The sequence below is a fragment of the Nocardia sp. NBC_00508 genome (assembly GCF_036346875.1).
In the GTDB taxonomy this organism is placed as follows: Bacteria; Actinomycetota; Actinomycetes; order Mycobacteriales; family Mycobacteriaceae; genus Nocardia.
Genome location: NZ_CP107852.1, coordinates 7116233 through 7133995, shown reverse-complemented (window position 1 = coordinate 7133995; position 17763 = coordinate 7116233). Strand labels below are relative to the sequence as shown.

Sequence of the window (17763 nt, the reverse complement as noted above, 5' to 3'; positions counted from 1 at the left end):
GGCCACCAGCCGAACCGGAGGAGAGACGAGGCCGCTGTGCCATACGAGGACAAGAAGCAAGCAGCGCACCGTGCTCTGGTGGACCGCGTCCTGAACGGAAAGGGCAGGGCATCTCCGGACCAGCGCGCCCGTGCCTTCCGCAACGCCGATGTCCCCCCGCCCTTGCACGCGCTGATCGACAAAGTCGCCACGAGGCCAACTCGGGTCACCGACGCGGACTTCGCGGCTGCCAAGGCAGCGGGCTTCAGCGAGGACCAGCTGTTCGAGCTGGTCGTATGCGCCGCGGTCGGCCAGTCCGCCCGGCGGTACGAGGCGGGACTGTCAGCCTTGGCCGAAGCGACAGGTAGCGAGGAGGCCCGATAATGCGACTCGACATCCTCAACCGCGGTTACAGCACCGGGACCAAGGTGTTGTTCACGCTCATAAGAGTGTTCTCCGGGCACCCGGTACCAGACGCCGCCAAGCTGGTTTTCTACCGGCCCGACTTCTACGGCGCCCTGGCGAAGACGTTCACCCACGAGGCGATGCGCGGGCCTTCCGCCTGGTCGGTAGCCGATCGAGAGCTGATGGCGGCCTTCGTATCGAAGGTCAACGAATGCGCGTTCTGCATCGCCGCACACACCGCGACCGCAGGGCAGGCATATCAGGACGCCGCGAAGGTTCGAGCGGTACTGGCCGACCTGGAATCGGCCCACATCGAGGACGGGCTGCGGGCAACGCTGCGGATGCTCGGCAAGCTGACCCGGGAGGCAACCGTGGGCGTCGAGGACATGCGGGAAGTGCTGTCCGCAGGTGTCACACCCCAGCAAATCGAGGACGCGCTGGCAGTCTGCGCCGCGTTCAACACGACCGACCGGCTCGCCGACGCTTTCGGCTTCGAGCTGCCCAGCGCCGCCGGCTTCGAGGCCGGAGCCAAGTACCTGCTCAAACGGGGCTACCGATAGGACTGCAGCTCTACCGTCGGACATGCCGCCGACCGCGCGGTTCGGCCGACAGCGGCAAGCAGCTCGGGAACCGAGTGTCTTCAGATCGTGCGCTGTGTCGGTCGAACCACTCCGCTTCGGCAACGGCGGCCAGCCAGTCCGGCGCCGCAGCGGCGAGCACGTCGAGGGCACGCAGTGTCTCGGTGACGAACTGCAGCCGGTGGAGGTCGCGGGCGATCAACGTCGCGATCACAGAGTTCAGCTGAGGCGGTGTTCGGCGAGCAGCGCGGTGTCGTCGAGTATTTCGTCGATGGGTCCGTCTGCGACGATTCGGCCGCTGTCGAGGATCACTGCGCGGTGGCAGATGCGTTGGGCGTAGGGCAGGTCGTGGGTGACCAGGACAAGTGTCGTGGGCAGGGCCAGCAGGATGTCGGCGAGTTCGCGGCGGGCAACGGGGTCGAGGTTGGCGGCGGGTTCGTCGAGGACGAGTACTTCGGGGCGGCATGCCAGGACGGTGGCGAGCGCGGCGCGGCGGCGTTCGCCCAGCGACAGACGTGCGGGGGAGCGTTCGGCTCGATCCGACATGCCGACCGCGGCGAGTCCGAAGCGCACGCTGTCGGTGAGGTGCTCGCCGCGCATCCCGAAGTTGCTCGGCCCGAACGCGACATCTTGTTCGACTGTCGGCATGAACAGTTGGTCGTCAGGGTCTTGGAACACCACACCGACGCGTTGGCGGATGGCGCGAACAGTGGTGCGGTCCAGGCGCGTGCCGCCGATGAATATCTCGCCGGAACCGGCGGTGAGCACACCGTTGAGATGCAGCATCAGGGTGGATTTGCCCGCGCCGTTGGGCCCTAGAACCGCGACTCGCTCGCCCGGGCCGATGTCGAGATTCAGCTCGTCGAGCGCGGGGGTCCCATCCGGGTACGCGAAAGTCAGGTCGATGAGGCGGACAGCAGCCGCGGCGGACTCGTTCACCGGGCGACCCACGCGCCGACACACACCCCGACAGCAGCGAATGCGGGAACGCAGGCGACAAACCATTGCGCGCGAGTGGACGGTGCTGTGCCGAAGTCGGGGACAGTGCCGGTGTATCCGCGCGAGAGCATTGCCAAGTGGACCCGTTCGCCTCGTTCGTAGGAGCGCAGGAACAGACTGCCGACACCGCGTGCTGTCGCGCCGATCTGACGTATCGTACGCGGGTCGTCGCCGCGCGAGATCCGCGCCAGGCGCATGCGCGCGGCCTCGTCGGCGATCACGTCCACATACCGCAGCATCAGTACGACGATCGTGACGATCATGCCCGGCACGTGGAGCCTGCTGAGCCCGCCCGGTAGTTCCCGAACGCTTGTCGTGGCCGCCACGGTCAGCGAAACTCCTACCCCGATAGTTCCTTTCGCGACGATTCCCCACGCCGCATACAGGCCCGTCGTCGACAGCGACAGCCCGAGCAGGTTCGTTCTGGGCTCTCCGGCCGCGAACGGCAATAGGATCGCCAGCATCACGAATGGCAGCTCGATGAGTAGTCGCGGCGTGATCCACCGCAGCGGAATCTGGGCCACGCCCCACGCCGCGACCAATCCGCCCGCATAGACGGCATACGGCCAGAACAACTCTCGCGGCGTCGCGACAACGGCGAAGACGGTGAGCGTGGCGCAGACTATCTTCACTTCGGCCGGAGCCCGATGCACCGGCGAATCGCCGGGTAGATGCAGTCGGTGACTGACAGTGGCCACCTACCGAGACTCCGGCTCGGGCGACGTGCTCGCGCCGTCCGGCACAGGATCGGCCCGCCGGTGTTCGGATCGGCCGGCCCGGATGATGCGAACGACCGCGAACAGTGCGGCGAAAGCGGCTGCGACCCCGAGCACGCCGGCGACGCCGGTCAGCCGGTCGTTACCGTCGATCGTGTAGTCGGCCAGCGGCGAACCCGCCAACCGGTGATCGTCTGTGTTCCGGGCGATGCACTCACCCTGCAATTGCTCGGCACCGTCGACCTCGACGACCGTGCAGCCGCGCTGGGTCGTGGCATCGAGGCCGTCCGGCTGCGAACTGGCCACATAGGACAGCAGGCCCGCCACGAGCACCGCGACCGCCGCGAAAGCGAGCAGAAATCCGTTCACCGACAGTGCGGCACGCCGCGGCGTCGCACCTGCCGCTGACCGATCGGTGGCCCGCAGCAGGTACACGAGGTCGGGGCGCGCGTTGACGACGGCGACGACGGTGATCGCCGTGATGATCCCTTCCCCGATGCCGATCAGCGTATGGGTGATGAGCATGTACCAGGCGACCGCGCCGACGGTCGGCCCGGCGGCCCCGCCGATGGCGTACTCGACGACGAAACCCATTGCGGCAAGGACCGTTCCGGCCAATGCCGCGACGAAGGCGACGACACCGATCCCGCCGCGCCTCGACGCGAGAGGCAGCAAACGGCGCGCGACGAGATATCCGACCGCAACTCCGATCAACGCCATATTCGTGATGTTCGTGCCCAGCGCGGTCAACCCGCCGTCGGCGAACAGCAGTGCCTGGACAACCAGCACGATCGCCACGCACAGCGCCCCCACATAGGGCCCGACAAGGATGGCGGCGAGCGCCCCACCCAGGAGATGCCCGCTCACGCCGGGCAGGATCGGGAAGTTCACCATCTGCACCGCAAAGATGAACGCGGCCACCAGACCCGCCATCGGAGCGGCGCGCTCATCTAGTTCGGCACGCGCCCGCCATGCCGCGAACGCCAAGCCCGCAAGGGCGATGGCGGCGAATATCGCGGAGGTGGGTGCGTTGACGATGCCATCGCTCATATGCATGGCAGATGTGGTGTAGCTCACCTTCCGATACGATACCCGCTATATATGTACAGGTGGACCGATATGAGCATTGGCGATGACTAGCCCTGGCAAGGAGAGAACGGCAGAGTAGAACAGTGCCCTCAAGCCCCCCGCTCGACCCCGAACACGCCCAGCCCACCGTAGCTGGCCTGGATGTCGCCGGTATCGAACACTGGGCTCACCGATTCGACCTGCTCTCGGACGCCAACCGGCTGCGGCTGCTGGTATGCCTGCATCACACCCCTGACCAGAGCGTGACCGACCTCGCCTCGGCCGTCGGGATGACCGCGACCGCCGCCTCACACGCCCTGCGGCTCTTGCGCTTCCAAGGCTGGGTCACCTCCTCCAAAAACGGCCGCATAGTGCGCTACCGCCTCGCGGACGAGACGATCCACCAACTCCTGCACTGGCTCGGCGCCCCACACGCCCCCGCGCCGAGCCCGCTCTAGGCTCCGCGGCTGCCCAGGGCGGTAGCGTTTCTCAACATGAGGGCGAGAGGTTCAGACCAGCCGGTCGAGGATGGCTGCCAAGCGGGCCTCGCGGGTTCGCCCGGGATAATCGAGGGGTGACAGTGAACGCGGAAGTGGAACATTCGCTGCACGGCGAGGTCGCGACCTATGCCGGTGGGGTGCACGAGGTCGCCGACGGGTGCCTGGCGTATCTGCAGCCCAACGGCGGCCTGGGCGAAGCGAACGTCGGGCTGGTCGTCGGCGATGGCGCGACCTTGATCATCGACACCTGCTGGGACCACGCTCAGGCGCGGCGCATGCTCGCCGCCGCCGCACCTTGGCTGCACGGCAATCCGATCACCACCGTGGTCAACACCCACAGCAACGGTGATCATTGGTGGGGCAATGCCGTGATGCCGGCGGCGGCGACCGTGATCACCTCCGCGGCCTCACGGGCCGCGATGGGCAGGGAGAACCGGCTCGCGATCGCCGCGATGACCACAGCGGCCGGTCTGGCGGCCAGACTGCCACTGCCGCAAGCCATCCGATCGTTCGTCACCGACGCTCACGCCGAGTTCGGGCCGTTCGACTTCTGGCGAGTGCGGCCGCGCTACCCCGATCGCACATTCTCCGGATCGTTGCGGCTGACCGTGGGTAACCGCACGGTGGATCTGGTCGAGGTCGGTCCTGCGCACACGCCGGGGGATCTGATGGTGTTCGACCGCGACCGCAACGTAGTGTTCGCCGGTGACATCCTGTTCATCGGACAGACCCCGATCATGTGGGAGGGACCGGCACGTAACTGGATCGACGCCCTACGCCTGATCCTGGACACCCGGCCCGCAGCCATCGTCCCGGGGCACGGACCACTCGCCACCGAAACCGACGTCACCGACCTGGTGTCGTATTTCGAATGGCTCGACGACTCCGCAACCCGACTGTGCCGCAACGGCATTCCCCCGTTCGACGCCGCGGCGCAGATGCTGTCGTCGGACACCTTCACCGAAAGCCGCTGGGCCCGCTGGCGCCGTCCCGAATCGCTGCTGGCCGGTGTCCGGGCCACCTACCGGCACGTGCGCGGGCACCGCGTGCGGATCCACCCGCTCGACATGATCGCCACCATGCGCGGCATCCAGAAACTCGGCAACCGTTTCGCGAAAGATCAGCGGCGGCAATGAATCGGTGCCGCCCTTTGATCGTCAGAGCTCGGGACGTGACGGGCCGGGGCGGTAGCCGACCTGTTGGAGTACCTCGGTGAGATAGGCCTTGATCTCTTCCGCTCCGATGTTGTCCGGATACGCGACCAGATGGTGGAGGATCGCACCGTTGAGGATTTGCTGAAGGATCCTCAGATTGGTGCTAGAGGGAAGCTGCCCGGCATGGCAGGCTCGATCCAAGGTGGTGCGCACTGCAGTCACACGTCGCGCATCGTGCGTGTCTCGGTAGGAGCGAAGCAGCTCCGGGTAGTCGTCGACGGAACCGTGCAGGCGGCGAAGCAACCGGCGGTTCCGGGGATCGCTGAGGTGATCCGCAAAGTCGATGAGCATATGGTCCAGATCCGGCCAGTCCAGGAGGCCACGAGCGTCGTCGGCCTGCGCCGAGCTGATCGCCTGTACCAAGAGGGCCGTCTTGTCCCGGAAGCGCCGGTAGACCGTTGCCCGGGTGACGCCGGCGCGCTGGGCCACCTGCTCGATGCTGGTCAGGTTGGCTCCGCATTCGAGAAATAGCTCGAGCGCGGCGGCGAGGATAGCTTCGTCTGCCTGCTCACTGCGGGGCCGTCCCGGCGACCGTCGGGAGGACGCGATGCCGGTCATCCCGGTAATTCCGGTGCTAAGCAGCATGTGAGCCATTCAACATTGTGGGTACAGGAGGTCGGGTCTGCTGCAACCACACCATGCCTCGACGATTGATCCCCGGGTCAATGGTCCTAGGCGGTCGGTGACCGGTGGATCGGTCCTGAATCAGTGGTCGCAGACGGTCAACGGGGGCGTGTTGGTGCGACGACTGTTCCCCAAGCTGGGGACACCAAGGGTGGCGGAGGCCGTAGCCTCGGTTTCGAGGAGCCCCTTATCCATACACTGAGCGATCTCGCCAGGCAATGCGACTCGAATTCTGACCAAGATCACCCCGCGTAGATGAGAAACCCGCTTTCCGACAGCGTCCGGGCCGCCTCTCGAACGGTCGAAGCCGCGCTCCAGAGGGCGGCTTCGAAGGTCTCGGCGGGATATCGCTCTGCCGGTGCCGGGCTGCGGACTGCTGTCGGTCATCTGCGCGACGCTGATACCCGAACGGCTCTGACAATCGGGGGTGGCGTGGCGCTGACCGGAATCGCCCTCTACAACCTGCTGGACGAGGAGGAGTATGAAAAGCCGCCTCGTACTTCGACTGCGGAGGATGCGGTAAGAGTCAACAAGTGGTGGAACTCGCTGACCCCTGAGGAGCAGAAGCGGCTGCTGGCCGAGGACCCCGAACGGATCGGCAATCTCAACGGAATACCGGTCGAGGTCCGTGACGCCGCGAACCGGCAGGTCATGAACGCCGACATCCGCCGGATCGAGGACATAGCGAAAGCCAAAGGCGTGTCGGTCGATGCGATCGAGGAAGACCCGAAGAAGTACGGCCTGACAGCTGAGGACATAACGCGCTACCACAACGCGATCAACGTCCGAGCCGGCCTGGAGCAATACAGCGGCCCGAACAAGGCCGATCCCGGGCGGTATCCGCCTGCCCCGTATCCCACCTACCTGTACGTGTACCAGCCGCTCGCATTCGAGGGAAAGGGCAGGGCCGCAATCAGCATCGGCAATCCGGACACCGCAGACAACACTGCGGTCGTCGTGCCGGGAGCGAGTCAGAGCGTGCGAGCCAGCGACGCATCCGACAAGGGCTGGTTCGCCGTCCAGGGCGAACAAGCGCAGAATCTGTATGTCGAATCGAACAGAGCCGACCCGGATCATCCGACCGCGGTCGTCGCCTGGATGGGATACGACTCGCCGACCGACGGGATCACCGCCGTGCTGAGCGGCGACCCCACGGCTATGCGCAAGGGCGGAAACCTGCTGGCCGAGGACGTCGACGGGCTGTGGGCGACCCATAAGGATCCATCGAAGTCACACGTGACGGTCGTGGGATATTCCGCCGGGGCCATAGTCGCCTCCGATGCGGCGGCCGCGAGTCAACTGCACGCCAACGACGTGGTACTGCTCGGACCCGTCAGCACCGACGAGGCACGCAACGCGGACGGCTTCCACGTGGACGGCGGAGACGTGTACGTCGGTAAAGCATCCAACGACCTGAACGCTCACGCGGGCCAGGCTTGGTTGGGCGGTCCCGATCCCATCGATCCGGACTACGGTGCCACCCGTATCAAGGCGGAAACGCCGGAGAGGTACTCGTCGCCGATCGACTACAGCATGCAAGCCCATACACACTACTTCACCGCCGGCAGCGAATCACTGTACGCCACAGCCCTTATCGCCTCCGGCCACGGCGGACAATTGACCCAGCACGGCATGGAGGCCGAACACCAGGAGGAGATCCCGCTCTGGCCCGACGACGACCCCGAAGAAGACCGGACAGACATCCAGGACAACCACTACCACAGGTCCCAGTAGCGACAGCGCAAAACCTCACTCACCGACCGCCTACAACGCAGACCCCGATGATCGGCCGTGGGACTGTCAGTGATCTTGTGGGCGGGCATGCACTGCTCCGGCGACATCGACATCACCCGGACCAGATGGAGTGAAGATCCGACCCTGCTCGTCCCGCTCATCCTCGGCAACATCAAGAATTTCGCACCAGGTGCGAGCCGGGTGAGGCACGACCAGGGACGTACCGACGCTGGATGCATGATGAACGAGCTCTCGAGCCGCCTGCACGCCCTGCGCGGAGGCAAGCGCAAGGCGAAGAAAGCGGCGCGGTAAATGAGTCTGTTGCGCCACTTCATCGGCTACCGGGAGTACTCCAAGCACGCATGCCTGCAACGGTACGGACTGTACAAGCAGGCGCTCCTCACCGAAGCCAGGAAGCTCGCTGCCCAGGGCGTGATCAAGCATCCGGAGGATGTGTATTTCCTGTCCTTGGATGAGTTCCGAGACGTGGTTCGGACAGGACGCCTGGACTACGCCACCATCATCGAGCGACGGGATGCGTTCGAGGACTACCAGAAGCTGACCCCGCCGCGGGTGATCACCTCGGACGGCGAGGTGATTTCCGGCGAGTACGAGACCGGCAGCCTGCCGGCGAGAGCGTTGGCCGGTCTCGCGGTGTCCTCAGGTGTCGTGGAGGGCCGCGCGCGGAGCATCCGAAAGATGGAAGACGCCGAGGTGGAAGACGGCGACATTCTCGTCACGGTCTTCACCGACCCGAGCTGGTCCGCATTGTTCGTCTCGGTGAAAGGCGTGGTGATGGAGGTCGGAGGAGTGATGACGCACGGCGCCGTGATCGCCCGGGAGTATGGGCTCCCTGCCGTCGTCGGGGTGCAGGACGCCACCCGGCGCATCCAGGATGGCCAGCTCATCCGGTTGAACGGAACCGAAGGGTACGTCGAGGTGCTCTCGGAGTCCTGAATATCAGGGTGCCGTTCCCGCAGATGACTGCCGAGTTCTGCATGCCGATGGACTGCGCCGACGAGCGCTTCGGAGTTATCGTTGAAGTTCCTGCTGGAGGCCATGGTTGAGGGATACCCAAGACATCTCCTAGCCATGGCCTCGGGGATACGACATGCACGCACCGAACGTGTCGCTCGCCGACAACCTCCGCATGCCGCCGCTCGCTCAGCCTGTCGCGGCGGTCGATGCCACCGCGCTCGCGCGGTCCACCGTGGCAGATCCCAACTCACCTGAGTTGAGCTTCATCGTGGGTCGAGTCTCTTGGGGCTGCGGCTCAGCAAGCGACATGAAGAGCGGGGAAGCTTCGTTTTACTACAGTCGTAGTGCCTGACTGGTGGTAACTGCCCGGGTGGCTACGGCGCGGTCAATATGAAGGTCTCGTCATGCAACAGTCTTCCGCTCGACCGATCGATACCGGTATCGGACTGCCGGACGGAGCCTTCCCGCTTTCGGCAGCGCAACGCGGAATATGGTTCGCCCAGCACATCGCGGGCGACGTCCCGATCTCCATTGCCCAGTACGTCGACCTTGCCGGACCGATCGACCTCGACCGGCTCGCACCGGCAGCGCGCCGAGCAGGGCGCGAGTTCGGCACCGGCTATCTGCGCCTGATAGAACGCGATGGTTATCCATTCCAGTGTGTCGACACCACCCTCGACGACAGTGCGCGCATCCTCGACTTCCGACGTGAGCGCGATCCTGTGGGCGCCGCGCACGCCTGGATGCGCGACGAATACTCGGCGCCCCTCGATCTGATGAACGACCGGCTGGCCTGTGTCGTCATGCTGCGAATCGCCGACGACCGCTGGTTCTGCTACTGGCGGATGCATCACATCGCGCTGGACGGCATGGGGGTGTCGGCCATGGCGCGACGCACCGGCGAGCTCTACACCGCGGCAATCGCGGGAAGGCCGCCTCCTGCCGCCCGAGCCGAGGACCTCAGGAAGATCGTCGACGCCGATCTGGCGTACCGCAGCTCCGACCGCTTTGCGGCCGACCGGGAGTATTGGCTGCGGCACCTCGACGGGATGGCCGACCCGGTAAGTCTCGCGGGCCGGGCCGCCGAAGTGAACGCTCATCCGAGACGCGCCGAGGGGGTACTGGAACAGGAAACGGCGGCGTTGCTGGAGACTGTCGCGAAGGCGGCATCGTCCGGTGTGGCGCCTACGTTGGTCGCGGCCTTCGGCGCTTATCTGGCCGCTATCACCGGCGCTGCAGAGGTGGTATTGAGCCTGCCGGTCTCTGCGCGCACGACGGCAACGATGCGGCGCTCCGGCGGCATGATCGCCAACGTCGTCCCGGTGCGACTGGTCTTGAACCCGACCACGACCGTCGGCGAAATGATCCGGACCGCGCAAGGCGAGCTGACCGGCGCGCTGCGGCGGCAGCGCTACCGGCAGGAGGACATCTTCCGCGACCTCGGTTGGCCTATGGACGAGGTCGCGACATTCGGTCCATCGGTGAACTTGATGATGCTCGACACCAGGGTTCAGCTCGGCGTGGTCACCGGAACAGCGCATGTGCTGACCTCTGGGCTGATCGAGGACCTGTACGTCAATCTGTACCCGGGCGTGGGTGGCGAGAGCACCCACATCGACTTCCAAGGCAACACGAACCTGTACAGCGATACGGAATTGATCACCCATCACGGTCGATTCCTGCGGTTCCTACGCCGGTTTCTCGCCGCTGGACCGGACGCGGCGCTGTCCACGATATCCGTCATACCCGACGACGAGCTGGCTGATCTCGCACCGGCACGGGGACCGGCGAGCGTTCCACCGCGTACGCTCCCCGAGATACTCGCCGCCGGTGCGAAAATCGACCCTGACGCGATCGCTGTTCGTAGCGGGGCGACCCGTCTGACCTACCGGCAGGTCGAGGAATACACCAACCGGCTGGCGCGCGTCCTGATTGCATCTGGTGTCGGGCCGGAACGCAGTGTGGCGATATCGATTCCGCGCTCGATCGATTCCGTGCTCGCAATGCTCGCGGTAGCCAAGACGGGCGCTGCCTTCGTGCCGATCGACCCGACCTACCCTACTGACCGGATCGAGCATATGGTCGACGACAGCGGAGTCGACACCGGCGTTACCGTGGCGACCGCGCGAAGGCTGTTGCCGAATCGGGTGAACTGGCTGGTCCTCGACGAGAAGGAGACCGGCCGGGATATCGCAGAGCAGAATGCGGACCTGGTCGACGATACGGTGCGGCGTGCAGCGGTGCGGTTGGATCACGTCGCCTACATCATCTACACCTCGGGATCGACCGGCTTGCCCAAAGGCGTGCTGGTCACGCATCGGGGTTTGGCAAATCTGGTCGCGAGTTCCGCGCGCAGCTTCGGTGTCGGTGCCGATTCCGTCATGGCACACGCCGTTTCGCCGAGTTTCGACATCTCGGTCGAGGAGATCCTGGTCAGCTTCGCCGCCGGCGCGACGCTCGTCGTTGTCCCGCCGTCGGCGTACGCCGGCGAAGAGATGGCGGCCGTTCTTCGCGCGCAGGGTGTTTCCCACCTGGATGCCACACCGGCAGTCGTGGGATCCCTCGACCCGGCGACACTGCCCAGCCTGCGCACCGTCATCGTCGGTGGCGACTCCTGCCCAGACGAGCTGGTGGCCAAGTGGTCCGGCCGTGCTGTTCTCAATGGGTACGGGCCCACCGAAACCACTGTCACGGCGACGTTGAGCGACGCGCTGACACCTACTGCGCCGGTCACGATCGGAAGCCTTGTTCGCGGTGTCTCCGCGGTCGTGCTCGATGCATGGTTGCGACCGGTGGCTCCGGGGACGATCGGTGAGCTCTACCTCGCCGGGACGGGCGTGGCGCGCGGCTACCATCAGCGTAAGGGCCTCACTGCTAGCCGATTCGTCGCGAATCCCTACGCGCACGGCGAGCGGATGTACCGCACCGGAGACTTGGCGCGCTGGACCAGGAGCTCCGGGCGGTTGGAGCTGGATTACAAGGGCCGCAGCGACTTCCAGGTCAAGGTGCGCGGCTTCCGCGTCGAGCTCGGTGAAATCGACGCTGTCTTGCAACAGCGCCCGGACGTCGACTTCGCGGTCACTCTGGGCATGGAGACCGATTCCGGTTCCACCGCGCTGGTGTCCTACGTGCTGCCCGAACCGGGTGCCGAGGTGTCTGCGGATGCACTGAAAGCGGCTGCTGGCGAATCGCTTCCGGACTACATGGTGCCCGATGCGGTGGTACTTCTGGACAGCATCCCGCTGACCCCGCTGGGAAAGGTAGATCGCACGGCACTGCCCGAACCCGAGTTCGGCTCACATGCGCTCGTCGGCCGACCGCCCTCGACTCCGCGGGAGGAGGCGCTGGCCGCGTTGTTCGCCGAGATTCTCGGGCTGGACTCGGTGGGCGTCGACGAGAGCTTCTTCGCGCTCGGCGGCGACAGCATCATGTCCATTCAACTGGTCTCGAGGGCGAAGTCCGCCGGGATCGGCTTCAGCGCACGAGATGTATTCGAACGCAAGTCCGTTGCCGCGCTGGCGGCGATGGCCACCGAGGTGCATGCCCCGGTGGTACGCGAGCTGCCCGGCGGGGGAGTGGGCGCCGTCGAACTCACACCGATCGTGCACGCGATGCTGGACCAAGGAGATACCTGGCGCCGGTTCGGTCAGGCGGTTCTGATCGGTCTTCCGGCCGGCGTGGACCACGCTCGACTGGTCGAGGCCGTTGGAGCACTCCTCGACCACCACGACCTGCTGCGTTGCTCTTTGCGAAACACCGACCACGGCTGGGAATGGGTTGTCGCCTCAGTCGGTTCGGTCGAAGCAGGCACCTTGGTGGACGTCGTGACCGCGAGTCTCGACGGGGACCTGACCTGCGCGCACGAATTGCAGCGTGCGGCGGACCTGCTCGATCCGGAGGCCGGGATCGTCGCGCGCTTCGTGCTGATCGAACGAGCGGAAGCCGCTCCATTGTGCTGGATCGTGCTGCACCACTTGGTGATCGACGCCGTCTCGTGGCGCACCCTGCTGCTGGATCTGGCGACCGCGGCCATGGGCGGCGCTCTCGCTCCGGTCGGCACCTCGTTCCGGCGTTGGGCGCGCGGACAGGTCGAGCACGCGGCCGGACGCGGTGCCGAACTGCCGGTCTGGCAGGACATCTTGGCTACACCCGATCCGCCGATCGGCGCGGGCACCCTGGATCCGGCCCTCGACGTCGCAGTCACTACGGCGACATGGCAGACCACCATCGCTTCGGACGTCGCGGACACGGTACTCACCACAGTGCCGGACCGATTCCACTGCGGTGCCGACGATGTGCTGGTGACAGCGCTCGCGATGGCGGCAAGCCGTTGGCGCGACCGAAGGTCATTGCTTTTCACCCTGGAGGGCCACGGGCGCGCGGAGGCCGTCCTGCCCGGCGCCGACGTCGCGCGCACCGTGGGCTGGTTCACCGCTGTTTATCCGATGGCCATCGATCTGACGGGCATCGACCTCCGTGACGCGTTCGACGGCGGCCCTGCAGCGGGCGCCGCGATCAAGACCACAAAGCAGCAGTTGCACGCGGTGTCCGACAAGGGCATCGGCTTCGGCATGCTCCGCTACCTGAACACCGACACCAAGAATGCGCTTGTGGACGCGCCGACTCCCCAGATCAGCTTCAACTATCTGGGCCGGGCACCGATCGGCAGCGAGACCGGAGCTTGGCTGCCGCAACGCTTCGCGGCAACGCGGGACGACCGGGCACCAATGGCCGCGGTCGTGGATATCAACGCCGTGCTGACCGAAAGCGGCTTGGAAGTGACGTGGGCGTACGCTTCTCGGCTGCTCGACAGGGCCGACGTCGAAGAGCTCGCCGGCCTCTGGGCAGCCGCGCTGCGGGCACTGGCCGATCACACCAGGAGCGCGGGAGCGGGAGGGCACACCCCTTGTGACTTAGACCTCGTCGCGGTGACCCAGCCGCAGATCGACACCTGGGAAAGCACCTACCCGAATCTCGCTGACGTATGGCCGCTGTCACCACTGCAACACGGCCTGCTCTTCCACGCGCTGTACGACCCCGAGGGCACCGACGGCTATACGGTGCAGTCGCTACTCACCCTGGCGGGCACCGTCGATGCCGCGCGACTACGCACCGCCGCACAGACGGTGGTGGCACGGCACGACATCCTGCGGGTCTCGTTCGTGGAAACCGACGACGGGCCACGCCAACTCGTCCTGACCGACGCCGCCATCCGCTGGCAAGAGATCGATCTGACCGGAATCGCCGATGCCGAGCAACGGCAACGGGAGCTCGACCGAGTGATCGCCGTGGACGCAGGCACCCCGTTCGAATTGACCCGTCCACCGCTAGTGCGCTTCACGCTCGTACGTACCGCCCCCACGCAGTACCGGTTCGTGCTGACCAACCATCACCTTGTGCTGGACGGCTGGTCGACGGCGTTGCTGGTGCGGGAATTGCTCACGCTGTATGCCACTGCGGGCGACGCTTCCGCGCTGCCGCCCGCGCACTCCTACCGCGAATTTCTTTGCTGGCTGCGCGAGCAGGATCATGCTGGGTCAACCGCTGCCTGGGCGCAATCCCTGGCAGGCATCGACACCCCGACACGGGCCGTCCCGACACCGGCCGGTATCGGGACGATGGAGACCGGGATGGTATCCGCCGACCTGTCCCAGGACACCGCCGACCGATTGGAAACGGCCGCGCGCGATTCGGGCACCACGGCGAACACGATGGTGCAGGCGGGCTGGGCGATGCTGCTGGCCGTGCTGACCGGCCGATCCGACGTGGTATTCGGCGCGACGGTGTCCGGCAGGCCACCCGAGCTGGCCGGTGTCGAAGAATCGATCGGCCTCTTCATCAACACGCTGCCGGTGCGCGTACGGCTCGATCCTGCGGAGAAGGTCGCCGATCTCTTCGCTCGCTTGCAGAGTGAGCAGGCACGCCTGATGGACCACCAGCATGTCGGGCTCGCTGCGATCCATAAGGCGGTGGGCTTGGCCGAATTGTTCGACACTCTCACCGTTTTCGAGTCCTATCCCCTCGGCCGAGAGGCGTTGTCAGATGTACCGGATATCGCGGGCATGCGGGTGCTGGACATCGAGGGCACGGACGCAACGCCGTATCCGTTGAATCTCATGGTTGTTCCGCTTCGTGGCAGCGATGGGCGCAACACGCTGCGCATCAGCTTGAAGTACCGGGCCGACCAGCTCGCGCCGGGGGCGGCGCGCCCGCTGCTGGATCGCCTGATCCGGCTGCTTAATCAGCTCGCAGGCGACCTACAGGCCGTGGTGTCCCAGCTGCAGTACTGCGACGACGCGGAACGTGCCGCGCTGCTGCCGGTTCGTGGACCGGAGCCGGTGCCGACGCGAACACTGCCCGGAATTCTCCGCGCCGCAGCACGGATCAATCCTGGAGCCATCGCGGTGAGCGCAGGCGAGCGCACGATGTCCTACGACGAACTCGACGCCTGGTCCAACCGCCTTGCCCGGGCCCTGCTGCGCGAGGGTGTCCGGCCGGAAACGTGCATCGTGCTCGCTCTCGGTCGATCGCTGGAATCCGTGGTGGCGGTGTGGGCGGTGGCCAAGACAGGCGCGGCTTTCGTGCCACTGGATCCCCGCTATCCGATCGACCGGATCGAGCACATACTCACCGACTCGAAGGCGCCGATCGGCGTGACGGTGACCGCGACCCGCGAGACGCTGCCGGGAACCGTCGACTGGCTGCTGCTCGATGACCTCGATACACGCCGCCGGGTCGACATGACCTCCGCCGCACCGATCACCGACGAGGAGCGTGGCAGTCCCATTCACATCGACCAGGCGGCGTACCTGATCTACACCTCAGGATCCACCGGTAAACCTAAGGCTGTGCTGCTCAGCCATCGCGGCTTCGCGAATCTGGTGGCTGCCTTGACGGAGTCACTGGAGTTGGATGCGACGGCCAGCGTGCTGCATGTGGCGTCCCCGAGCTTCGACGCGTCGATCTTCGAGCTGCTGACGGCACACGGCGCGGGCGGGCGGCTCGTCATTGCGCCGCCGGCCGTCTGTGCGGGCGCAGACCTGGATCGACTGCTGCGCGCCGAACGGGTCACCCACGCGTCGGTCACGCCGTCGGTACTGGCCACGATGAATCCCGTCGGCCTCGATCACCTGCGGGTACTCGCTATCGGGGGCGAGGCCGCGACGGCGGAACTGATCGAGCAGTGGTCGGCCGGGCGGCTGATGGTGAACCTGTATGGTCCGACAGAGTTCAGCACTTGGGCGACCTGTCGCGGCGAGCTCGTCGCGGGAGCGCCGATCACGATCGGCGGGCCGATCCGCGGTGCCACCAGCATCGTGCTCGACACCTGGCTGCGCCCGGTGCCGGTCGGCGTCGCCGGTGAACTGTACCTGGCCGGTCCCGCGCTGGCCCGCGGCTATTCCGACCGATTCGAGATGACCGCGGCACGGTTCGTCGCCCATCCCTACGGCGAGCCGGGCGAGCGGATGTACCGCACCGGGGACATGGTGCGCTGGGTCACCGGGCCCGACGAGACATACGAGCTGGAGTTTCTGGGCCGCAACGACTTCCAGGTCAAGATCCGCGGCCTGCGGATCGAACTCGGCGAGATCGATGCGGTGCTGTGCCGCGACGAACAGGTCGGCTACGCGGTGACGATCGGCCGCGCCGCGCCGACGGGGGCGACCGTGCTGGTGTCGTATGTACTGCCCGCCCCGGGCGTCGAGGTCGACGTTGCGCACCTGCGCGCAGTCGCGACCGAGGCCCTGCCTGCGTACATGGTCCCATCCGCCTTCGTCGTGCTCGATGCGATCCCGCTCAACGCGGTCGGCAAGCTCGACCGGGCGGCGTTGCCGATACCGAAATTCGCGGACGAGCAGACCGAGTACCGAGCACCCTCGACACCGACCGAAGAAACTCTCGCCGACATCTGCGCGGAGCTGCTCGGTCTCGACAAGGTCGGTGCCGACGATTCCTTCTTCGCTCTCGGCGGCGACAGCATCATCGCTCTCCAACTCGTGTCCAGGGCCAAGCGGAAGGGCGTCCACTGCACGCCGCTACAGGTGTTCGAGCACCGCACCGTTGCCGCATTGGCCGCCGCCGCCGACGCCGGGCGCGCGATGCTCGATGAGCTGCCTCCGGCCGACAGCGGACCCATGCTCGACGTAGTGTTGCCGATCCGGATCGACGGCAGCGAACCCGCGCTGTTCTGCGTCCATCCGTCGTCCGGAGTGGCGTGGACGTATTCGGGATTCGCGGACTCGCTGGCACCGGGCAGGCCGATCTATGGGCTGCAGGCACCAGACCTCGGCGGCTCCGAAGCACCGGCACACTCGATCGAAGAGTTGGCCGATCGGTACATTCGCGAGATCCGCGCCGTGCAGCCGGCCGGGCCATACCACCTGCTCGGGTGGTCGTTCGGCGGACTCATCGCGCACGCGATCGCCACGAAGCTGAGAAATGCCGGTGACGCTGTCGGCGTTCTCGCGCTGCTCGACACCGATTCCGCGGACATCGACGGTGCGAGCATCGAACAGCTTTCTGCCGGCGCCTTCGTCAATGCCTTCGGCCCGATGTTCGGTATCCATGATGTGCCTGCCGATGCGTCCGCTGCGGAGGCCGCCGATCTGATCCGTACCCAGCTGGGCGGCGTTTCGCCGGTAGACGCAGGCGCTATCGAACGGATGACGCGGTCGTTCAACGCGGTGGCGCAGATCAGAACCGCATATCGGCGTCCCGTATTCGATGGTGACATAGTGTATTTCAGCGCGACCGTCGACACTTCCGACATCTTCGGCCCGGCTGGCTGGCGGCCCTACGTGACCGGCGAAATTGTCGATTACGACGTCGAAGTCACCCATGACGAACTGACCGCACGACACGTGTTGCCGATCATCGCGCGCGTACTCGACGAACGTATGGCCGGTCGAAGATGAGCCAGTTCCCCGTCCCCATGCAGCGTGACCCGGCAAGTACCCGGCCGACCGTC

The 17763-nt window shown here is 66.1% G+C and carries 13 protein-coding genes and 1 pseudogene; 8 read left to right on the top strand and 6 right to left on the bottom strand.

Features of this window, described 5'->3' with window-relative positions; all coding sequences use genetic code 11:
• Positions 1–36 precede the first annotated feature (36 nt).
• Positions 37–363 carry a hypothetical protein gene (locus OHA40_RS32090; protein ID WP_330230550.1) on the top strand — a complete coding sequence of 109 codons (327 nt, stop codon included), beginning with the start codon at positions 37–39 and terminating at the stop codon, positions 361–363.
• The gene (locus OHA40_RS32085; protein ID WP_330230549.1) at positions 363–944 is read left to right on the top strand and encodes a carboxymuconolactone decarboxylase family protein; all 582 of its coding nucleotides are present in this window, start codon (positions 363–365) and stop codon (positions 942–944) included. The genes OHA40_RS32090 and OHA40_RS32085 overlap by 1 nt, the downstream gene beginning before the upstream one ends.
• Positions 945–954: 10 nt before the next feature.
• Here OHA40_RS32085 and OHA40_RS32080 read toward each other — a convergent pair whose 3' ends face one another.
• The 5 genes and pseudogenes from OHA40_RS32080 to OHA40_RS32060 all read right to left on the bottom strand — a co-directional run.
• The gene (locus OHA40_RS32080) at positions 955–1176 is read right to left on the bottom strand and encodes a hypothetical protein (protein WP_330230548.1); all 222 of its coding nucleotides are present in this window, start codon (positions 1174–1176) and stop codon (positions 955–957) included.
• Positions 1177–1181: 5 nt separating this feature from the next.
• On the bottom strand, positions 1182–1901 hold the full coding sequence (locus OHA40_RS32075) for an energy-coupling factor ABC transporter ATP-binding protein (protein WP_330230547.1): 720 nt from the start codon (positions 1899–1901) through the stop codon (positions 1182–1184).
• Entirely contained in the window at positions 1898–2659 is a 762-nt protein-coding gene (gene cbiQ / locus OHA40_RS32070) for a cobalt ECF transporter T component CbiQ (RefSeq protein WP_330230546.1), read from the bottom strand. Before cbiQ ends, OHA40_RS32075 begins: the two co-directional genes overlap by 4 nt.
• Entirely contained in the window at positions 2660–2983 is a 324-nt protein-coding gene (locus OHA40_RS32065) for a PDGLE domain-containing protein (RefSeq protein ID WP_330234455.1), read from the bottom strand.
• A 99-nt stretch (positions 2984–3082) separates the two neighbouring features.
• Positions 3083–3733 (bottom strand): annotated as a pseudogene (locus tag OHA40_RS32060) (energy-coupling factor ABC transporter permease); the annotation flags it as partial.
• A 116-nt stretch (positions 3734–3849) separates the two neighbouring features.
• Between OHA40_RS32060 and OHA40_RS32055 the strand changes: the two are divergent.
• On the top strand, positions 3850–4203 hold the full coding sequence (locus OHA40_RS32055; protein ID WP_442943859.1) for an ArsR/SmtB family transcription factor: 354 nt from the start codon (positions 3850–3852) through the stop codon (positions 4201–4203).
• Between the two features lie 116 nt (positions 4204–4319).
• Entirely contained in the window at positions 4320–5381 is a 1062-nt protein-coding gene (locus tag OHA40_RS32050; RefSeq protein WP_330230545.1) for an MBL fold metallo-hydrolase, read from the top strand.
• Between the two features lie 21 nt (positions 5382–5402).
• Here the strand turns inward: OHA40_RS32050 and OHA40_RS32045 are convergent, their stop codons facing one another.
• Complete coding sequence (locus OHA40_RS32045) at positions 5403–6044, bottom strand: TetR/AcrR family transcriptional regulator (RefSeq protein ID WP_330230544.1); 642 nt, start codon at positions 6042–6044, stop codon at positions 5403–5405.
• 471 nt (positions 6045–6515) lie between these two features.
• Here OHA40_RS32045 and OHA40_RS32040 point away from each other — a divergent pair, with 471 nt between their 5' ends.
• The 4 genes from OHA40_RS32040 to OHA40_RS32025 all read left to right on the top strand — a co-directional run bounded on the left by OHA40_RS32040 (position 6516) and on the right by OHA40_RS32025 (position 17710).
• Positions 6516–7817 carry an alpha/beta hydrolase gene (locus tag OHA40_RS32040; RefSeq protein WP_330230543.1) on the top strand — a complete coding sequence of 434 codons (1302 nt, stop codon included), beginning with the start codon at positions 6516–6518 and terminating at the stop codon, positions 7815–7817.
• A gap of 57 nt (positions 7818–7874) precedes the next feature.
• The gene (locus tag OHA40_RS32035) at positions 7875–8129 is read left to right on the top strand and encodes a hypothetical protein (RefSeq protein WP_330230542.1); all 255 of its coding nucleotides are present in this window, start codon (positions 7875–7877) and stop codon (positions 8127–8129) included.
• Positions 8130–8774, top strand: coding sequence for a PEP-utilizing enzyme (locus OHA40_RS32030; RefSeq protein ID WP_330230541.1), 645 nt, complete (start codon positions 8130–8132; stop codon positions 8772–8774).
• 425 nt (positions 8775–9199) lie between these two features.
• Positions 9200–17710 (top strand): amino acid adenylation domain-containing protein, encoded by an 8511-nt coding sequence (locus OHA40_RS32025; protein WP_330230540.1) that lies wholly within the window; start codon positions 9200–9202, stop codon positions 17708–17710.
• The last annotated feature ends 53 nt before the right edge of the window (positions 17711–17763 follow it).